Source organism: Acinetobacter sp. AR_0276 (assembly GCF_003000705.1).
Taxonomy (GTDB): domain Bacteria; phylum Pseudomonadota; class Gammaproteobacteria; order Pseudomonadales; family Moraxellaceae; genus Acinetobacter; species Acinetobacter nosocomialis.
In genome coordinates this window covers 1721472-1738285 of record NZ_PSQO01000004.1, presented here as the reverse complement: position 1 = coordinate 1738285, position 16814 = coordinate 1721472, and the positions used below count along the sequence as shown (strand labels likewise).

The 16814-nt window shown below is 41.7% G+C and carries 13 protein-coding genes and 1 pseudogene; 9 read left to right on the top strand and 5 right to left on the bottom strand.

Annotation, left to right across the window (positions count from 1 at the left end; all coding sequences use genetic code 11):
• Nucleotides 1-24 precede the first annotated feature (24 nt).
• The 8 genes from hutU to murI all read left to right on the top strand — a co-directional run bounded on the left by hutU (nucleotide 25) and on the right by murI (nucleotide 10649).
• Complete coding sequence (gene hutU, locus CSB87_RS09115; RefSeq protein WP_004885000.1) at nucleotides 25-1701, top strand: urocanate hydratase; 1677 nt, start codon at nucleotides 25-27, stop codon at nucleotides 1699-1701.
• Between the two features lie 87 nt (nucleotides 1702-1788).
• On the top strand, nucleotides 1789-3327 hold the full coding sequence (gene hutH, locus CSB87_RS09110) for a histidine ammonia-lyase (protein WP_004884998.1): 1539 nt from the start codon (nucleotides 1789-1791) through the stop codon (nucleotides 3325-3327).
• Nucleotides 3328-3391: 64 nt separating this feature from the next.
• The gene (locus CSB87_RS09105; RefSeq protein ID WP_004711375.1) at nucleotides 3392-4804 is read left to right on the top strand and encodes an amino acid permease; all 1413 of its coding nucleotides are present in this window, start codon (nucleotides 3392-3394) and stop codon (nucleotides 4802-4804) included.
• A gap of 51 nt (nucleotides 4805-4855) precedes the next feature.
• Nucleotides 4856-6061: an imidazolonepropionase gene (gene hutI / locus CSB87_RS09100; RefSeq protein WP_004884994.1), complete on the top strand. Its 1206-nt coding sequence runs from the start codon at nucleotides 4856-4858 to the stop codon at nucleotides 6059-6061.
• A gap of 10 nt (nucleotides 6062-6071) precedes the next feature.
• Nucleotides 6072-6992 carry a formimidoylglutamase gene (gene hutG, locus CSB87_RS09095; protein WP_023188051.1) on the top strand — a complete coding sequence of 307 codons (921 nt, stop codon included), beginning with the start codon at nucleotides 6072-6074 and terminating at the stop codon, nucleotides 6990-6992.
• Between the two features lie 253 nt (nucleotides 6993-7245).
• A complete protein-coding gene (locus CSB87_RS09090; protein ID WP_004884990.1) occupies nucleotides 7246-9072 on the top strand; it encodes a DUF885 domain-containing protein in 1827 nt (608 codons plus the stop codon).
• A 99-nt stretch (nucleotides 9073-9171) separates the two neighbouring features.
• Nucleotides 9172-9810 (top strand): HAD family hydrolase, encoded by a 639-nt coding sequence (locus CSB87_RS09085; RefSeq protein ID WP_004711385.1) that lies wholly within the window; start codon nucleotides 9172-9174, stop codon nucleotides 9808-9810.
• 23 nt (nucleotides 9811-9833) lie between these two features.
• Nucleotides 9834-10649 carry a glutamate racemase gene (gene murI, locus CSB87_RS09080; RefSeq protein WP_023188050.1) on the top strand — a complete coding sequence of 272 codons (816 nt, stop codon included), beginning with the start codon at nucleotides 9834-9836 and terminating at the stop codon, nucleotides 10647-10649.
• Here murI and CSB87_RS09075 read toward each other — a convergent pair.
• On the bottom strand, nucleotides 10646-11578 hold the full coding sequence (locus CSB87_RS09075) for an IS5-like element ISAha3 family transposase (protein ID WP_106105066.1): 933 nt from the start codon (nucleotides 11576-11578) through the stop codon (nucleotides 10646-10648). The two genes, murI and CSB87_RS09075, sit on opposite strands and share 4 nt — an antisense overlap.
• An 84-nt stretch (nucleotides 11579-11662) precedes the next feature.
• Between CSB87_RS09075 and CSB87_RS09070 the strand changes: the two are divergent.
• A pseudogene (locus CSB87_RS09070) lies at nucleotides 11663-11957 on the top strand (hypothetical protein).
• Nucleotides 11958-12158: 201 nt separating this feature from the next.
• Here CSB87_RS09070 and glmS read toward each other — a convergent pair.
• Genes glmS through thiL form a run of 4 tightly spaced genes read right to left on the bottom strand, consistent with a single transcriptional unit; the run spans nucleotide 12159 to nucleotide 16811 of the window.
• On the bottom strand, nucleotides 12159-13997 hold the full coding sequence (glmS, locus tag CSB87_RS09065; protein ID WP_004884981.1) for a glutamine--fructose-6-phosphate transaminase (isomerizing): 1839 nt from the start codon (nucleotides 13995-13997) through the stop codon (nucleotides 12159-12161).
• 12 nt (nucleotides 13998-14009) lie between these two features.
• A complete protein-coding gene (gene glmU / locus CSB87_RS09060) occupies nucleotides 14010-15374 on the bottom strand; it encodes a bifunctional UDP-N-acetylglucosamine diphosphorylase/glucosamine-1-phosphate N-acetyltransferase GlmU (protein WP_004884978.1) in 1365 nt (454 codons plus the stop codon).
• An 8-nt stretch (nucleotides 15375-15382) separates the two neighbouring features.
• Nucleotides 15383-15916 carry a phosphatidylglycerophosphatase A gene (locus tag CSB87_RS09055; protein ID WP_004711405.1) on the bottom strand — a complete coding sequence of 178 codons (534 nt, stop codon included), beginning with the start codon at nucleotides 15914-15916 and terminating at the stop codon, nucleotides 15383-15385.
• Nucleotides 15894-16811, bottom strand: a complete 918-nt coding sequence (gene thiL, locus CSB87_RS09050; protein WP_004884974.1) for a thiamine-phosphate kinase — start codon at nucleotides 16809-16811, stop codon at nucleotides 15894-15896. Before thiL ends, CSB87_RS09055 begins: the two co-directional genes overlap by 23 nt.
• Nucleotides 16812-16814: the final 3 nt, after the last annotated feature.

Below are 16814 nucleotides of genomic sequence, written 5' to 3'. Positions count from 1 at the left end.
AAGCTCAAAGGAAGGAGTCCGACTGTGACAACAACGACAACAAAATTTCGTGATGTAGAAATTCGTGCACCACGCGGCACTGAATTAACGGCTAAGAGTTGGTTAACTGAAGCCCCATTGCGTATGTTGATGAATAACCTTGATCCGGACGTTGCAGAAAACCCGAAAGAGTTAGTTGTATACGGTGGTATTGGTCGTGCAGCACGAAACTGGGAATGTTTCGACAAAATTGTAGATACGCTAAAAAATCTTGAAACTGACGAAACTTTATTGGTTCAATCAGGCAAACCAGTTGGTGTCTTTAAAACTCATAAAGATGCACCACGCGTTTTAATTGCAAACTCAAACCTTGTACCACACTGGGCAAACTGGGAACACTTCAACGAGTTAGACGCAAAAGCACTTGCAATGTACGGTCAAATGACAGCAGGTTCATGGATCTACATTGGTAGCCAAGGCATTGTACAAGGTACATATGAAACTTTCGTTGAAGCAGGCCGCCAACACTACAACGGTGACTTAAAAGGTCGTTGGGTTCTTACTGCCGGTTTAGGTGGTATGGGTGGTGCTCAGCCTTTAGCTGCAACACTTGCAGGTGCATGCTCTTTAAACATTGAATGCCAACAAGCAAGTATCGATTTCCGTTTACGTACTCGTTATGTAGACGAACAAGCAACTGATTTAGACGACGCTTTAGCGCGTATTAACCGCTATACAAAAGAAGGCAAAGCAATTTCAATTGCGCTTCATGGTAATGCTGCTGAAATTTTACCTGAGCTTGTTCGCCGTGGTGTACGTCCAGACATGGTGACTGACCAGACAAGTGCACACGATCCACTCAATGGTTATTTACCAGTAGGTTGGACTTGGGACGAATATCGTGAACGTGCGAAAACTGAACCGGAAGCTGTTGTAAAAGCAGCAAAACAGTCGATGGCAAAACACGTACAAGCAATGCTTGATTTCCAGAAAATGGGTGTTCCAACATTTGACTATGGTAATAACATTCGTCAAATGGCGAAAGATGAAGGCGTAGCAAACGCTTTTGATTTCCCAGGCTTCGTACCTGCTTATATCCGTCCATTGTTCTGCCGCGGTATTGGTCCATTCCGTTGGGCAGCGCTTTCTGGTGACCCAGAAGACATTTATAAAACAGATGCCAAAGTTAAAGAGTTAATTCCTGATGATGAACATTTACATCACTGGTTAGACATGGCTCGTGAACGCATTAGCTTCCAAGGCTTACCAGCGCGTATTTGCTGGGTTGGTTTAGGCTTACGTGCAAAACTTGGTTTGGCATTTAACGAAATGGTTCGTAGCGGTGAATTGTCTGCACCAGTTGTGATTGGTCGTGACCACTTAGACTCAGGTTCGGTTGCAAGTCCTAACCGTGAAACTGAAGCAATGCAAGACGGTTCAGACGCAGTATCAGACTGGCCTTTATTAAACGCGTTGCTCAATACAGCAGGCGGCGCAACTTGGGTGTCTTTACATCACGGTGGTGGTGTAGGTATGGGCTTCTCTCAACACTCAGGCGTTGTGATTGTGTGTGATGGTACAGATGAAGCTGCTGCACGTATTGCTCGCGTATTGACCAATGACCCTGCAACAGGTGTTATGCGTCATGCCGATGCAGGTTATGAAATTGCGATTAACTGTGCCAAAGAGCAAGGCTTACACTTGCCAATGATCACGCAATAAAAATACATGGAAGAACTAGCGGTGCTTTTTGCAATTGTGAAAAGCACCGTCTCAGCAGAATATAGTGCAAAAAATTAGGAAGCCAACATGGAATTACTTATCCAACCGGGAAAACTGACCTTAGCCGATTTACGTCAAGCGTACCTCAACCCGATCAAAGTTAAATTGGATGAAAGTGCCTCATCTGCAATTGATGCAAGTGTGGCTTGCGTTGAGAAAATTGTAAATGAAGGGCGTACAGCTTACGGTATTAACACAGGCTTTGGCTTACTCGCGTCAACCAAAATTGCTCCTGAAGATTTAGAAAAGTTACAACGTTCATTGGTTCTGTCACATGCAGCAGGTGTAGGTGAAGCACTTGATGATGCAATGGTTCGTTTAATTATTCTGTTAAAAGCAAATAGCTTGGCGCGTGGTTTCTCAGGTATCCGTCGTAAAGTAATTGATGCTTTGTTGGCTTTAATTAATGCCGAAGTTTACCCACACATTCCACTTAAAGGTTCAGTAGGTGCTTCAGGTGACTTGGCACCACTTGCACACATGTCTTTAGTTTTACTTGGTGAAGGTAAGGCACGTTATAAGGGTGAATGGTTAACAGCTGTTGAAGCTTTAAAAGTTGCAGGTTTAGAACCAATTTCTTTAGCTGCTAAAGAAGGTTTGGCACTTTTAAACGGTACACAAGTGTCAACTGCTTATGCGTTACGTGGCTTGTTTGAAGCTGAAGACTTGTTTGCTGCTGCAACGGTTTGTGGTGGCTTAAGTGTTGAAGCAATGTTGGGTTCACGTGCACCATTTGATGCGCGTATTCACGAAGTACGTGGCCAACGTGGTCAAATTGATGTAGCTGCGGCTTATCGTGACCTATTAACAGACTCAAGTGAAATTGCACATTCACATGAAGACTGTAGCAAAGTTCAAGACCCATACTCTTTACGTTGCCAGCCACAGGTCATGGGTGCATGTTTAACCCAAATCCGTCAGGCTGCTGAAGTATTAGAAATTGAAGCAAATGCTGTATCGGATAACCCGCTTGTTTTTGCTGAACAAGGTGACGTGATTTCTGGTGGTAACTTCCACGCAGAGCCTGTTGCAATGGCGGCAGATAATTTAGCATTGGCGATCGCTGAAATTGGTTCACTGTCTGAACGTCGTATTTCGATGATGATGGACCGCCACATGTCACAACTTCCACCATTCTTGGTTGCAAATGGCGGTGTTAACTCAGGCTTTATGATTGCACAAGTGACAGCTGCTGCACTTGCGAGCGATAATAAAGCACTTGCGCATCCTGCAAGTGTCGATAGCTTACCAACTTCTGCCAATCAGGAAGACCACGTATCGATGGCTCCGAATGCCGGTAAGCGTCTTTGGTACATGGCTGACAACGTTCGTGGCATTTTAGCTGTTGAATGGTTAGGCGCTTGTCAGGGTTTAGACTTCCGTGAAGGTTTAAAAAGCTCGCCTAAACTTGAACAAGCTCGTAAAATCTTGCGCGATCAAGTTCCTTACTACAGTGAAGATCGTTTCTTTGCTCCTGATATCGAACAGGCTAGCGAATTGCTTGCGAGTGGTTGCCTAAACGAGTTACTCATTCCAAAACTACTCCCTAGTTTATCTGAAGTGTGATTGATAAAACGGTCACATGGAGTGGCCGAATCCAACTAAATTTCCTCAAGGATTGGAGATTAAAATGTCACAAAACTCCACACTACAGCGGGGTTTGAACACCCGCCATATTCGTTTCTTGGCATTGGGCTCAGCAATTGGAACTGGGCTTTTCTATGGTTCGGCGACTGCCATCAAAATGGCAGGGCCTTCAGTATTACTCGCGTATATCGTTGCAGGGATTGCAATTTATATCGTTATGCGCGCACTGGGTGAGATGGCTGTCCATAACCCTGTCTCTGGCTCATTCAGCCACTATGCATCTCAGTACATTGGTCCATTGGCGGGTTTTACCACAGGTTGGACCTATGTTTTTGAGATGGTGATTGTTGCAATTGCCGATGTCACTGCATTTGGTATTTATATGGGGTTCTGGTATCCCGATGTACCACGGTGGATCTGGATTTTGTCTCTCATCATGTTCCTAGGCGCAATTAACCTTATTCATGTAAAAGTGTTTGGTGAACTCGAATTTTGGCTTTCTATTGTGAAAGTCAGTGCCATTGTTGCCATGATTTTAGGTGGCTTGGGTTTAATGTTCTACGGTTTCCATGTTGACCACAGCAATGTTGTACCAGGGCTTCAAAACCTATGGATTTATGATGGTTTCATGCCGCATGGTATTGCAGGTTTAGTGGCATGTTTATCTGTAGTGGTATTCGCTTTTGGCGGGATCGAAATTATTGGTTTAACCGCAGGTGAGTCACAAGACCCGAAAACGACTCTACCAAAAGCAATTAATGCCGTTCCAGTCCGTATCTTACTGTTCTATGTACTCACTATTTTTGTACTTATGTCGATTTTCCCATGGAACCAGATTGGTAGCCAAGGCAGCCCGTTTGTACAAATTTTTGAAAACTTAGGCATTAAATCTGCTGCAAATATTTTAAATATTGTGGTGGTGACAGCAGCAATTTCAGCAATTAATAGTGATGTATTTGGTGCAGGCCGTATGTTGTACGGTATGGCAAATCGTGGTCAAGCACCGCAAGTGTTTAAGAAACTTTCACGTAATGGTGTGCCTTGGATGACTGTTGTGGTTATGGCTGGCGTGCTGTTAATTGGTGTGGTGCTGAACTACCTGATTCCTGAAAATGTATTTGTCATCATTGCTTCAATTGCAACGTTTGCAACTGTTTGGGTATGGCTCATGATCTTGCTTTCGCAAGTGGCGATGCGCCGTAAATTATCTACTGCTGAAATTAAGGCACTAGATTTCCCTGTATTTGGCTGGCCATATGCACCTGCTTTTGCAATCGGTTTTATGGTGTTCATTTTAGTCATGATGGGCTACTTCCCAGACTCGCGTCCTGCAATTTATGTAGGAATCACTTGGCTTGCTCTCTTAACCATTGCGTATCGCATTTGGGTAAAACCAGAGCAAAGCTTGGGAAAGGAAAGTGAGCCTGTCCAGCAAAATATAGAAATGGAAAGCTAACAAATCAACTGCCCAATAGTTTTACTGTTGGGCAGTTTCGAGGATAGGCTAATGAAAAAACTTTGGCAAAACTGCCATATTGCGACCATGCAAAATGGGCAATATTCTTATATCGAAGATGCTGCAATTGTTACCGAAGGGCATCTCATCCACTGGATTGGAAAACAACAACAACTTCCTACCGACACTTATTCCGAAACAGTTGACTTAAATGGTGCTTGGGTGACTCCAGGTTTCATCGACTGTCATACGCATAGTGTTTTTGGTGGCAACCGTAGTGTTGAGTTTGAAAAGCGCTTACAAGGCGTGAGCTATGCTGAAATTGCAGCAAGTGGTGGCGGCATTGCTAGCACAGTGCGTGCAACCCGTGAAGCAAGTGAAGAACAATTATTAAATTCGGCACTTAAACGTATTCGCTGTATGCAGCAAGACGGTGTCACCACCATTGAAATTAAGTCTGGCTACGGACTCAATTACGAAAACGAGCGCAAAATGCTGCGTGTAATCCGTCAAATTGGTGAAAAATTACCGATGACGGTCAAAAGTACCTGTTTGGCTGCCCATGCGTTACCGCCAGAGTACAAAGATCAAAGCGATGCTTATATCGAGCATATCTGTACAGAAATGTTGCCTAAACTACATGCTGAAGGTTTAGTCGATGCAGTAGATGCGTTTTGCGAGCATTTAGCCTTTTCACCCGCTCAGGTCGAACGTGTTTTTAAAACGGCACAATCATTGGGTCTACCCGTTAAGCTTCATGCTGAACAGCTTTCATCACTAGGCGGCTCAAGCTTGGCAGCACGTTATCATGCTTTGTCGGCTGACCATTTAGAGTATATGACCGAAGATGATGTCAAAGCCATGGCAGAGTCGGGTACGGTTGCTGTGTTATTGCCGGGTGCCTTTTATTTATTGCGTGAAACACAATACCCACCAATTGAAAGTCTGATTAAGCATGGCGTGCGTATTGCGCTGTCGAGTGATTTAAATCCGGGTACATCTCCAGCACTTTCTGTACGTTTAATGCTGAATATGGGCAGTACGTTATTCCGTTTAACACCTGAGCAAGCTTTAGCGGGTGTCACCATTCATGCTGCACAAGCGCTCGGTTTAGAGCAAACACACGGCAGTTTGGAGCAGGGTAAAGTCGCTGACTTTGTAGCTTGGGATATTGAACATCCATCTGAAATTGTTTACTGGCTTGGCGGAGATTTGCCTAAGCGAGTCGTTCAGCATGGACAAGAAGTTATTTTTTAGACGGTGGCATATGAATCACACATTTAAATGGCAAGGCCGTCATGATGGCGATGGTGAGGCACATCAACGTATTCACCATATTGTGAACAAAAATCAACATGCCGAATTTGCCCTGATTGGTTTTAGCTCTGATGAAGGCGTGAAACGTAACAAAGGCCGAGTTGGTGCTGCCGATGCGCCAGATGCGATTCGTACACAACTGGCTAACTTACCGATTCATCGCCCAGTGAGCCTGGTCGATTTGGGTACAGTGACTTGCGAATATGAGAATTTAGAGCAAGCACAAAGCGAGTTAGCTGAACAAGTCGCAAACAGCCTACAAAATGGTTTAAAGCCGATTGTGTTGGGCGGTGGACATGAAGTTGCATTTGGTAGCTTTAGTGGTCTGTTCCAATATGTACAAGCCCACGCGCCAGATAAAAAAATAGGCATTATTAATTTTGATGCCCATTTTGATTTGCGTGAAGCAGAGCATGCCACCTCTGGAACACCTTTTTTACAGGCAGCTCGTCTTTCAGAACAGCATCAAAAACAATTTAATTATTTATGTATTGGGGTTGCTAACCATGCCAATACTAAAGTTTTGTTTGATACAGCCGATGCGTTAAATTGTTCATATTTACGCGATCATGAGGTTAATATTTTTAACCTACCAAACGTGCTCGCGGCGGTTGACGCTTTTATTGAAAAAGTAGACTGCTTGTACGTTACGATTGATTTAGATGTCTTCGCGGCTGCGGTTGCACCGGGGGTCAGTGCGCCAGCCGTAAAAGGAATTGATTTAGCTACTTTTGAAGTAATTTTTAAGCATATTCAAGAGACTGGCAAAATCAAACTTCTAGATATTGCCGAGTGCAATCCAAAATTTGATTTGGACAATCGAACAGCAAAACTGGCTGCGTATATTGTTTATCAATATTTATTTTCTTAAGAAAAAGTTTTTAATGTAGAAATGAAAAAGTGCACTGAGATCGCTCATGTGCGCTTTTTTTGACTTTCTGGTAAATTAAAGTCAAATAGGGAATATAGATAGCAACTATAAATAATTTAATTAAAAAGAAAATTAATTTATAAAATCATTGAGTTAAAAAAATACTCGATTTTTACACTATTTTATAGGCTGCTTGGCACGTAATTTGTTTTGTCTATATTTTAAACTTCGTTAAATATGTTTGGATAATTAAATGAAAAACAGAACCTTACATTTTGCTTGTATCAGTGTTTTATTTTGGATGTCTCATTCGTCTAATGCTACAACCCCCGAAATAAATACAAATACCATCGAAAAATCACAATCTAAGCAAAACACTAATGTCTCTGTTCGGGTGAAAGCTTTAAATCAGCTTTTACAAGAACAATGGGAATATACTTTGAAAAATAACCCTGAAACTGCAACGACTTTAGGCGATTTACGCTACAACGATCGATGGACCGAGTCTTCAAAAAATCAGATTGAGAAAGATAAAAAAACTACTCAAAATTTTTTAAAACGTTTTGAAGCAATCGATAGCACAGGTTTTTCAGCAACTGATCAATTAAATAAAGATTTAATGATTTATCAGTTAAAAGAGACACTTAAAAGTTATGATTTGAAATTGTATGAGATGCCTTTCAATCAAATGTGGGGGCTGCATTTACAATTTCCGGGATTTATTAGTTCGATTCCATTTAATAATACTAAGCAATATCAAGACTATATTGCTCGTTTAAAACAAATTCCTCTTATTCTTGATCACGGTATTCAGTTAGCGAAACAAGGGCAAAAAGACGGGTTGATGCCACCGAAATATTTAATTGAAAAGGTGGCAAAGCAAATTAATAGCATTGCAGCTCCAGCAGGGAAAGACAGTGTATTTGCTTCTCCATTAAAGCAATTTCCAAATAATATTTCTAAAGCAGAACAAGAGCGTTTAAGCCGTGAAATCCTACAGGCCATAGATCAGAATGTTCGACCCGCTTATCAAAAACTTGGGGCATTTATTCAGAAAGATTACTTACCCCATGGACGACAACATGAGGGTATATGGAGCTTGCCAAACGGTGACGAGCTCTATCGTTTTTATGTAGAAAACAATACAACCACCTCGGAAAGCCCTGAAACTATTCATCAGCTCGGGTTAAAAGAAGTTGCGCGTATAGAAGCGGAAATGCTGAAAATTGCCAAAGCACAAGGTTTCAATGACTTAAAAAGTTTCCAACAATCTTTAAAAACAAATCCTGCTGTTTTCCCAAAATCTCGTGAAGAAATTTTAGAGATTTATCGCGGGTATATTGCCCAAATGCAACCGGAGTTGCCGAAGCTGTTTGGTTTATTACCTAAAAATAAAGTCGAAGTTTTACCTGTAGAGCAATATCGAGAAAAAGAAGCGGCAGGAGCGGAGTATCACCAAGGAACACCTGATGGTTCACGTCCCGGACAAGTGTATGTAAATACGGGGGACTTCTCTGAACGTTCTAAAATATCAATGGAAGCGACTGCTTACCATGAGGCAATTCCCGGCCACCATATGCAGATTGATATTGCCCAAAACCTGCCAAATTTGCCGATGTTCCGAAAGCAGCCTAACCATACTGCCTATATAGAAGGATGGGCACTTTACGCAGAGCAATTGGGTAAAGATGTTGGTTTCTATAAAGACCCACTTTCAGACTATGGAAGACTATCGAGTGAGTTGTTCCGTGCCTGTCGTCTAGTGGTTGACACTGGCGTACATTATAAAAAATGGACGCGTCAGCAAATGATTGATTTTATGCGAGAACATTCTGCTTTAGATGAACCAGATATTCAGGCAGAGGCAGACCGCTATATTGCTATTCCTGCCCAAGCATTAGCTTACAAGATGGGCCAACTCAAAATTTTAGAGCTACGAGAGCTCGCCAAACAGGAGCTTGGAGATCGTTTTGATATCAAAGCCTTCCATGACATGGTTTTAAATGCAGGAACACTGCCTTTAAATATACTTGATGCCCGTATTAAAAATTGGATAAAGGAACAAAAAGCGGCAGCTTAAAATAAAATTTGAAATTTAGGTCAGGTCCTCGTTGGGCCTGATTTAAAAACCAATAGAAAACATAATATAATAATAAAAAATATATTTTCGAAACTAGAAATGGAAAAAAACCTAAAACAATATCAAGCGATTATTTTTGATTTAGATGGCACTTTAGCTGACTCCTTTCATTTTTTTCTAAGCGTTTTAAATCAACTTTCCGCAAAGTATAAGTTCAAATCGGTAAGCCTTCACGAAGTCGAGTACTACAAACAACTTACGCCTAGAGAAATTATGAAAGAGATGAATGTCTCTCGGTGGAAACTGCCTTGGATTGCGAAAGATTTTATTCAGTTAATGAAAGAAAGAGATGAAGAAATTCATTTGTTTGAAGGTATGCGGGACCACTTAATTGAACTGCATAAGCGTGGATATACGCTCGCAATTATTACTTCAAACTCTAAAGAAAACTGTCAAAATGTACTGGGTAAAGAACTCTGTGAGCTTTTTAGTCATATTGATGGCGGCTCGTCTATATTTGGCAAAGCGAAGCGGATAACGCGTGTTCTCAACATTTTGGATGTAAGTAAAAACCATGCCATTTATGTCGGCGACCAAACCACCGATGGCGAAGCTGCACATAAAGCAGGCATTGATTTTGCTGCGGTAGGTTGGGGTTATACATCGGCCGAAAAATTAAAAACCATTCAACCCAAAGTTGTGCTAACAGACTTGGCAACCATGAAAGAATTTTTCTAAATATATGAAATGCAGGACAAACCATGAATAACAATAACAACCCGATTGGAATGATTGACTCTGGTTTAGGTGGGTTGTCTCTCTTTAAGCATATTCGGCAGGCTCTTCCGAATGAAGACATTATCTATTTCGCCGACTCGAAATATGTCCCTTATGGAGACAGAGAAAGCGACTGGATTGTTTCACGAACCACGCATTTAATTTCAAACCTAGTTGCTCAAGGTAAATGCAAAGCGATCGTGATTGCTTGTAATACTATGACAGCTGTAGCGGTTGAAACCATTAGAGCGCAAATTAATGTGCCACTTATTGCGATAGAACCAGCGGTAAAACCTGCTGTGGCCATGACCATGAGCAAGCATATTGCTGTTTTGGCAACGGCAACCACGGTGAAGGGCAAAAACTTAAAAAGTTTAATTGAAACGTATGCGCAAGATATTAAAGTGTCTTTGGTGCCGTGTATTGGTTTGGCTGAAAAAATTGAAACGGGCAAAGCCCATACCGCGGAGGTTAAGGATTATTTAAAAAATATTTTGGCACCGTTGGTCGAGCAAAAAGTCGATACGATTATTTTAGGATGCACGCACTATCCATTTGTCTCAGACACGATTCAGGAAATTGTAGGGCGTGATATTCAAATTATTGAGCCTTCCGAAGCTGTAACAGCGCAATTAATTCGGCAGCTCAATCAATATCATTTAAGTTCTGAAAGTCCAAATGAAGGGAACCATATTATTTGGACCAGTTCAGACCCGTTGGAAGTTGCGGACGTTACTTTTTCTTGGCTTTGTTGCATAAACATTCAAAAGCTGAGTTCTCCCCAATCCATTCAAATTTAAGACACAACTTGGGTGCGAGGTCTACCTAATTCCGTAAATCTATTCAGAACTGCCACACGCGCATGAATTTCATTGACCTGACTTTGAAAATGTCTTGCCGTCAGCCTATCACCTAATAATTTGATGCAATGCATCTTGGTTTCCACCAAACTACGACGGTGATAACCCGACCATTTTTTCCATAGGGTTCTGCCTAAATGTTTAACCGTTTGAAGTAACTCATTTCGTTCTATTGAACTTATTTTAGAATCTTTCCAGGGCTTGGCATTCTTTCTGGGTGGAATTACTGCATGTGCTTGACGATCTGAAATCACTTTTCTGCAGCACTTCGTGTCGTACGCGCCATCGGTATAGACAGAATCTATTCGCTCATCTAGTGGAATTTGATCCAGTAAATCACCTAGTACTTGTGAATCACTGACATTATTTGTAGTAAGCTGAACGGCACGTATTTGCAGTGTTTCAGCATCTATACCAATATGCAGTTTACGCCATTGCCGACGGTATTCAGGCTGATGTTTTTTACGCTTCCATTCGCCTTCACCTAAAAACTTTAAACCCGTAGAGTCGACAAGTAGGTGTAACCCATCATGACTTTTCTGATAGCTTATCGCAATATCAATATGCTTTTGTCGTCTACAAAGGGTGGAGTAATCTGGTACTGTCCAATTCAAGCCACAGAGTTTAATCAGGCTTTGAACAAAGCCAGTAACCATACGTAAAGAAAGACGGAATAGAGATTTGATCATTAAACAGCATTGAATCGCTGTATCGGAATAAGTTTGATTTCGTCCTTGCTTGCCTTGTGGTTGTGCATACCATTGCGTCTTAGGATCAAACCAGATTGAAATATTTCCTCGCTTGATTAAAGCTTGGTTATACGAGGACCAATTGGTTGTACGATAGATTTTAGGTGTAGGCTTCTTCATCTGGAAATTATATTACTGAAGAAGCCTTCAAGAATAGCTTTGTGCAACAAAGCCGTTAAGGATATAAATATTCATGAGAATAATATGAAATTTCATAAATTTATATTGATTTTAAACCTTGTGGTCGGTGCTTACAGTATTACCAATGATGATGCCAATGCTCAGCAGGAATTTAAAAGAATTTGTTTATCAGGTGAACACATGCAAGCCAGTTGTAATTGTGTTTGCCAACAGCTTGCACAGGTGTATTCACCTCAAACCATGCAACGTTTAAAACACACCAGTTTGCAAAGTCCTGTTCTCCCACAGGACTTTGCCCCTAACTTGTTTAGCAGCATTCAACACTGCAACAAAACTGAAATGGGCTAAGTTCGCTTAGCTCCTTTATCTCTGTGTCGCAATGATGTCTCAAGCTTTAAATCAGCGCAAAAGTAAAAAGTCCGTTGTGACATAGGGGCCTAGGGGAGTGTCCGTTATGTTTTGGTATGAACGCAATAAAAAAGCCCGATATGCGTTACATATCGGGCTTAATCAATCAGTTATTAAAGCAAGTGATGCCTTAATAATGATCTTTTTTGAATTACTCTACAGTTACTGATTTCGCCAAGTTACGTGGCTGGTCAACGTCTGTACCACGTAATACAGCAACGTGATAAGACAACAACTGAACTGGTACGCTATAAATGATTGGAGCGAGCCATTCGTTTACTGCCGGAATTTGTACAACGTGTTGACGATCTTTTTCAACTACGCCGCTATTTTCATCAGCGAATACGAATAATTCACCGCCACGCGCCTGAACTTCTTCCATATTCGACTTAAGCTTATCAAGCATTTCGTCATTTGGCGCAAGAATCACGATTGGCATTTCAGTATCAACAAGTGCCAATGGCCCATGTTTTAACTCACCAGCCGCATAACCTTCTGCGTGAATATATGAAATTTCTTTAAGCTTTAACGCACCTTCCAAAGCGATTGGATAGTGTGTGCCACGGCCTAAGAATAAACAGTGTTGTTTTTCAACAAACAATTCTGATAAACGTAAAATTTCAGCATCATTCTTAAGCGTATCAAGAATTACTTTCGGGCTGTGCCACAATTCACGAGCAATCTCTTCAACCATGACATTGCTAATACGCTGTTTTACTTGTCCAATTTTTAAGACGAGTAGCATAAGTGCAGCAAGCTGAGTCGTGAACGCTTTAGTTGATGCAACACCAATTTCGGGCCCAGCAAGGGTCAATAAGTGGTGATCAGTTTCACGTACCATTGAAGACGTCGCAACGTTACAGATAGTCAAAGTTTGAATATCGATATTGTTTGCTTTGGCACGTTTTTGAGTTTCACGTAATGCAGCTAAAGTATCGGCTGTTTCACCTGATTGAGAAATACAGATATAGAGTGTATTTTCAACAATCACAGGTGTGCGATAGCGGAATTCACTTGCGATTTCAACTTGGCAAGGCACGCCAATCAGTTGTTCAAACCAATATTTCGCGATCATGCCTGAGTGATAGCTTGTACCACATGCAATAATCTGTACGCTTTGAACTTTGCTAAAGTCTGCTTCAGCATTTTGCAAGAAGTCTTCGCGTAAGCTGTTGCCATCCAGTGCTTGAGAAATTGTTTGTTTAATTGCTTCTGGTTGCTCATAAATCTCTTTGAGCATGTAGTGCTTGTATTCACCTTTTGAAGCATTGCTTACCGTTGCGTCAAGCTCTTTCACTGGACGTTCAACAAGTTCACCGTTTGCAAATACTTCAATTGAAGTACGAGTCAGGCGAGCAATATCACCTTCTTCTAAATACATAAAACGGTTAGTCACAGGTAAAAGCGCAAGTTGGTCTGAACTAATAAAGTTCTCACCAATACCTACACCAATCACCAGTGGTGAACCTTCGCGTACAGTGATTAACTCATCTGGGTAATCGCTATGAATAATACCCAGTGCATATGCACCTTTAAGCTGAGGAACAACAGATTGTACTGCTTCAAGTAAGCTGTCAGTGCTTTTTAGTGCTTCTGCAACTAAGTGAGCGACAACTTCTGTATCTGTTTGAGAGGTAAATACATATCCTAAAGCTTGAAGGTCATCTTTAAGCTCTTGATAGTTTTCGATAATACCGTTGTGAACGACTGCCACTTTACCCGACATGTGCGGGTGAGCATTATTTTCAGTTGGTTTACCATGTGTTGCCCAACGTGTATGAGCAATACCAACTACCCCAGTGAGCTGCTGATCAGCAACTGCATCGGCAAGATTAATCACCTTACCTACACGACGCTCACGTAAAACTTCTTCATTATTCAGTACAGCAACGCCTGCTGAATCATAACCGCGATATTCAAGACGTTTTAAACCTTCAATTAAAATTTCGGTTACACAACGCTCTGCAACGCCTCCGACGATACCACACATAATTCAATCCTCTTATTTTTCACGCTTTTGGGGACGTTGATAATTTGCCTTAGAAATTTGTTGAGCACGTTCAAAGGAGAGACTTTGTTCAGCCACATCTTTCGTAATCACAGAACCCGCACCGACTGTTGCTCCATTTCCAATAGTCACAGGCGCAACCAGCGAGCTATTAGAACCGATAAAGACTGCATCGCCAATAGTGGTTTTGTGTTTATTTGCACCATCATAATTGCAGGTAATTGTACCTGCCCCAATATTTGAATCGGCACCGATCTCGGCATCACCTAAGTAAGTGAAATGATTGGCTTTACTGCCAAGACCAATGGTTGTGTTTTTGACTTCAACGAAGTTACCAATGTGTACTTCGTTTGCCAATTTAGCGCCTGGGCGTAAGCGTGCAAATGGGCCAATTTGGGTGTTTTCACCAACAATTGCACCATCAAAAACACTATAAGGCTGAACTTTGGTTCCCGCTGCAATTTTTGTATTTTTCAAAATACAACCAGCACCGATTTCTACAAAGTCACCGAGTTCACAGTCACCTTCAATAATGACATTTACGTCAATACGGACATCGTGTCCAACTTTCACAGAACCACGTAAATCGAAACGAGCAGGGTCGGCAAAAGTTACGCCTTGTTGCATAAGTTCTTTTGCTTGCTGTTGCTGAAAATCGCGCTCAAGTGCCGCAAGTTGTAAGCGGTCATTAACCCCTTCAACTTCAAAAGCAAGTTCTGGTTGAATAGAGGCAATTTCTAAGCCATCTGCAACTGCCATCGCAACGATGTCAGTTAAATAGTATTCGCCTTGCGCGTTTTCATTAGAAAGCTTAGGTAACCATTCATGAAGTTTTGCATTGCTTACACAGTAAATACCTGTGTTGATTTCTTGAATTTGGCGCTGAGCATCAGTTGCATCTTTATGTTCAACAATCGCTTGAATTTTTCCGTCTTGGCGAACAATACGGCCATAACCTGTTGGGTTATCGACATGTAAAGTAATCATCCCAATACCGGTTTTACTTGATACTTCAACAAGTTGCTCTAGCGTTGTTTGACGGACTAAAGGAACATCACCGTATAAAATTAATGAAATACCGTCTTTAGGAAGTACTGGTAAAGTCATTTGTACAGCATGACCTGTACCTAATTGTTCTGCTTGTTCAACCCATTGAATGTTTTCTTGTGCAAACGTCTGTTTTACGTGATCGCCGCCATGTCCATAAATGGTAATGATATTTTTTGCTAATAGTTGTTTTGCTGTCTTAATAACATGTCCTAGGAGTGGGCGACCAGCTAAAGGTTGCAATACTTTAGGTAGTTGTGAACGCATTCGCGTTCCTTTGCCTGCAGCTAGGATAATGACGGTAGTTGACATGAGTAAACCTACTTAAATGGCGTTACGCCCCAGAAAGTAATAAATATGATGATACAGAGTGCCGCCCAAAGCCCTGCAATGATGTCATCCAGCATAATTCCGAAACCGCCAGCAACTTTCTGGTCGGCAACACGGATTGGCCAAGGTTTCCAAACATCAAACAGGCGGAATAAGCAAAAACCAATTAGTGCCCATTGTAACGACATTATATTAAAAAATATTAAAGGCAGAAGAGTAATTGATTGTCCTGCAAATTCATCCCAAACAATTCGCCCATCATCATGAACATCAAGGACTTTTGCCGTTTGACCACAAATATAAATTCCCACCAAGGACATGATGAGAATAGCGATTAAACTTAAGGTAAATCCGAGAGATAACCAGATAGGAATGAAAAGTAAGGCAAAAGCAGAACCAAAAGTACCGGGTGCTTTAGGAGCGAGACCAGATCCAAAACCAACCCCACAGAAAACGATGCAGCGGTTGAACCAAGACATGTTCTTAAAATGAATCGGCGGTTTATGCAAAGTGTTGGTATCCATGAATTTGCAATGGGTAATCTGAACCCAAATGCTCAAAAGTTAGTTTTGTTTGCTCAACGATCTGTCCGATCATTGTAATCTTAACGTCCAGTTGTTTTTGCAAAAGTTTTCCATAATTTTGCGGTGTTATTGTAAAACATAATTCGTAGTCATCACCACCTGCAAGTGCATACTGCCAACGTTGTTGTTCTTTTAGTTGTTGCAATACAGGGTCAACAGGTAATTCTTCCAAGACGAGTCGGGCTCCAACCTTGGATGCTTTTAAAATATGTCCTAAATCTTGCGCTAAGCCATCTGACACATCAATCATGCTAGAGGCAAGGCCTTTTAGCTCTTGTCCAAGCTGACAGCGTGGTGTCGGATAGTCGAGTCTTTGCTGTAGAGGATGGCCCAAGTGCTGTAAACCGTAGGCTGCATCGCCCACCTGACCGCTCACACAAACATAATCACCAACTTTTGCGCCTGAACGTAACACGGCTTTTCCGGTTTCAATCCAGCCCATTGCGGTAACGGTAATGGTGAGATGTGGGCCTTGAGTGGTATCTCCACCAATTAAGGCAACACCAAATTGATTACAACAGTCATAGATTCCCTGACTAAACCCTTTAAGCCATTCATGGTCAACTTGAGGCAAGCTGATTGCTAGTAAGATACTGTGCGGTTTGGCACCCATTGCAGCAATATCTGAAAGATTTACAGCAACACTTTTCCAGCCAATCGCATGAGGTGAGGTTTCAAGAGGGAAATGACGTCCAGCAACAAGTGTATCTGCACAGATCACCAGTTGTTGATTTGGAGGAGGAGTAATTAAGGCTGAGTCATCACCAATACCAAGCGCGACATCGGAGTTTGACTGCCGATTAAAGTACTGGTCAATAATTGAAAACTCAGCCATAGA

What these genes read in the sequence shown, in the direction of transcription:
- hutH (WP_004884998.1), top strand. Translation starts at nt 1,789, where the DNA reads ATGGAATTACTTATCCAACCGGGAAAACTGACCTTAGCCGATTTACGT.
- CSB87_RS09105 (WP_004711375.1), top strand. Translation starts at nt 3,392, where the DNA reads ATGTCACAAAACTCCACACTACAGCGGGGTTTGAACACCCGCCATATT.
- hutI (WP_004884994.1), top strand. Translation starts at nt 4,856, where the DNA reads ATGAAAAAACTTTGGCAAAACTGCCATATTGCGACCATGCAAAATGGG.
- hutG (WP_023188051.1), top strand. Translation starts at nt 6,072, where the DNA reads ATGAATCACACATTTAAATGGCAAGGCCGTCATGATGGCGATGGTGAG.
- CSB87_RS09090 (WP_004884990.1), top strand. Translation starts at nt 7,246, where the DNA reads ATGAAAAACAGAACCTTACATTTTGCTTGTATCAGTGTTTTATTTTGG.
- CSB87_RS09085 (WP_004711385.1), top strand. Translation starts at nt 9,172, where the DNA reads ATGGAAAAAAACCTAAAACAATATCAAGCGATTATTTTTGATTTAGAT.
- murI (WP_023188050.1), top strand. Translation starts at nt 9,834, where the DNA reads ATGAATAACAATAACAACCCGATTGGAATGATTGACTCTGGTTTAGGT.
- CSB87_RS09075 (WP_106105066.1), bottom strand. Translation starts at nt 11,578, where the DNA reads ATGAAGAAGCCTACACCTAAAATCTATCGTACAACCAATTGGTCCTCG.
- glmS (WP_004884981.1), bottom strand. Translation starts at nt 13,997, where the DNA reads ATGTGTGGTATCGTCGGAGGCGTTGCAGAGCGTTGTGTAACCGAAATT.
- glmU (WP_004884978.1), bottom strand. Translation starts at nt 15,374, where the DNA reads ATGTCAACTACCGTCATTATCCTAGCTGCAGGCAAAGGAACGCGAATG.
- CSB87_RS09055 (WP_004711405.1), bottom strand. Translation starts at nt 15,916, where the DNA reads ATGGATACCAACACTTTGCATAAACCGCCGATTCATTTTAAGAACATG.
- thiL (WP_004884974.1), bottom strand. Translation starts at nt 16,811, where the DNA reads ATGGCTGAGTTTTCAATTATTGACCAGTACTTTAATCGGCAGTCAAAC.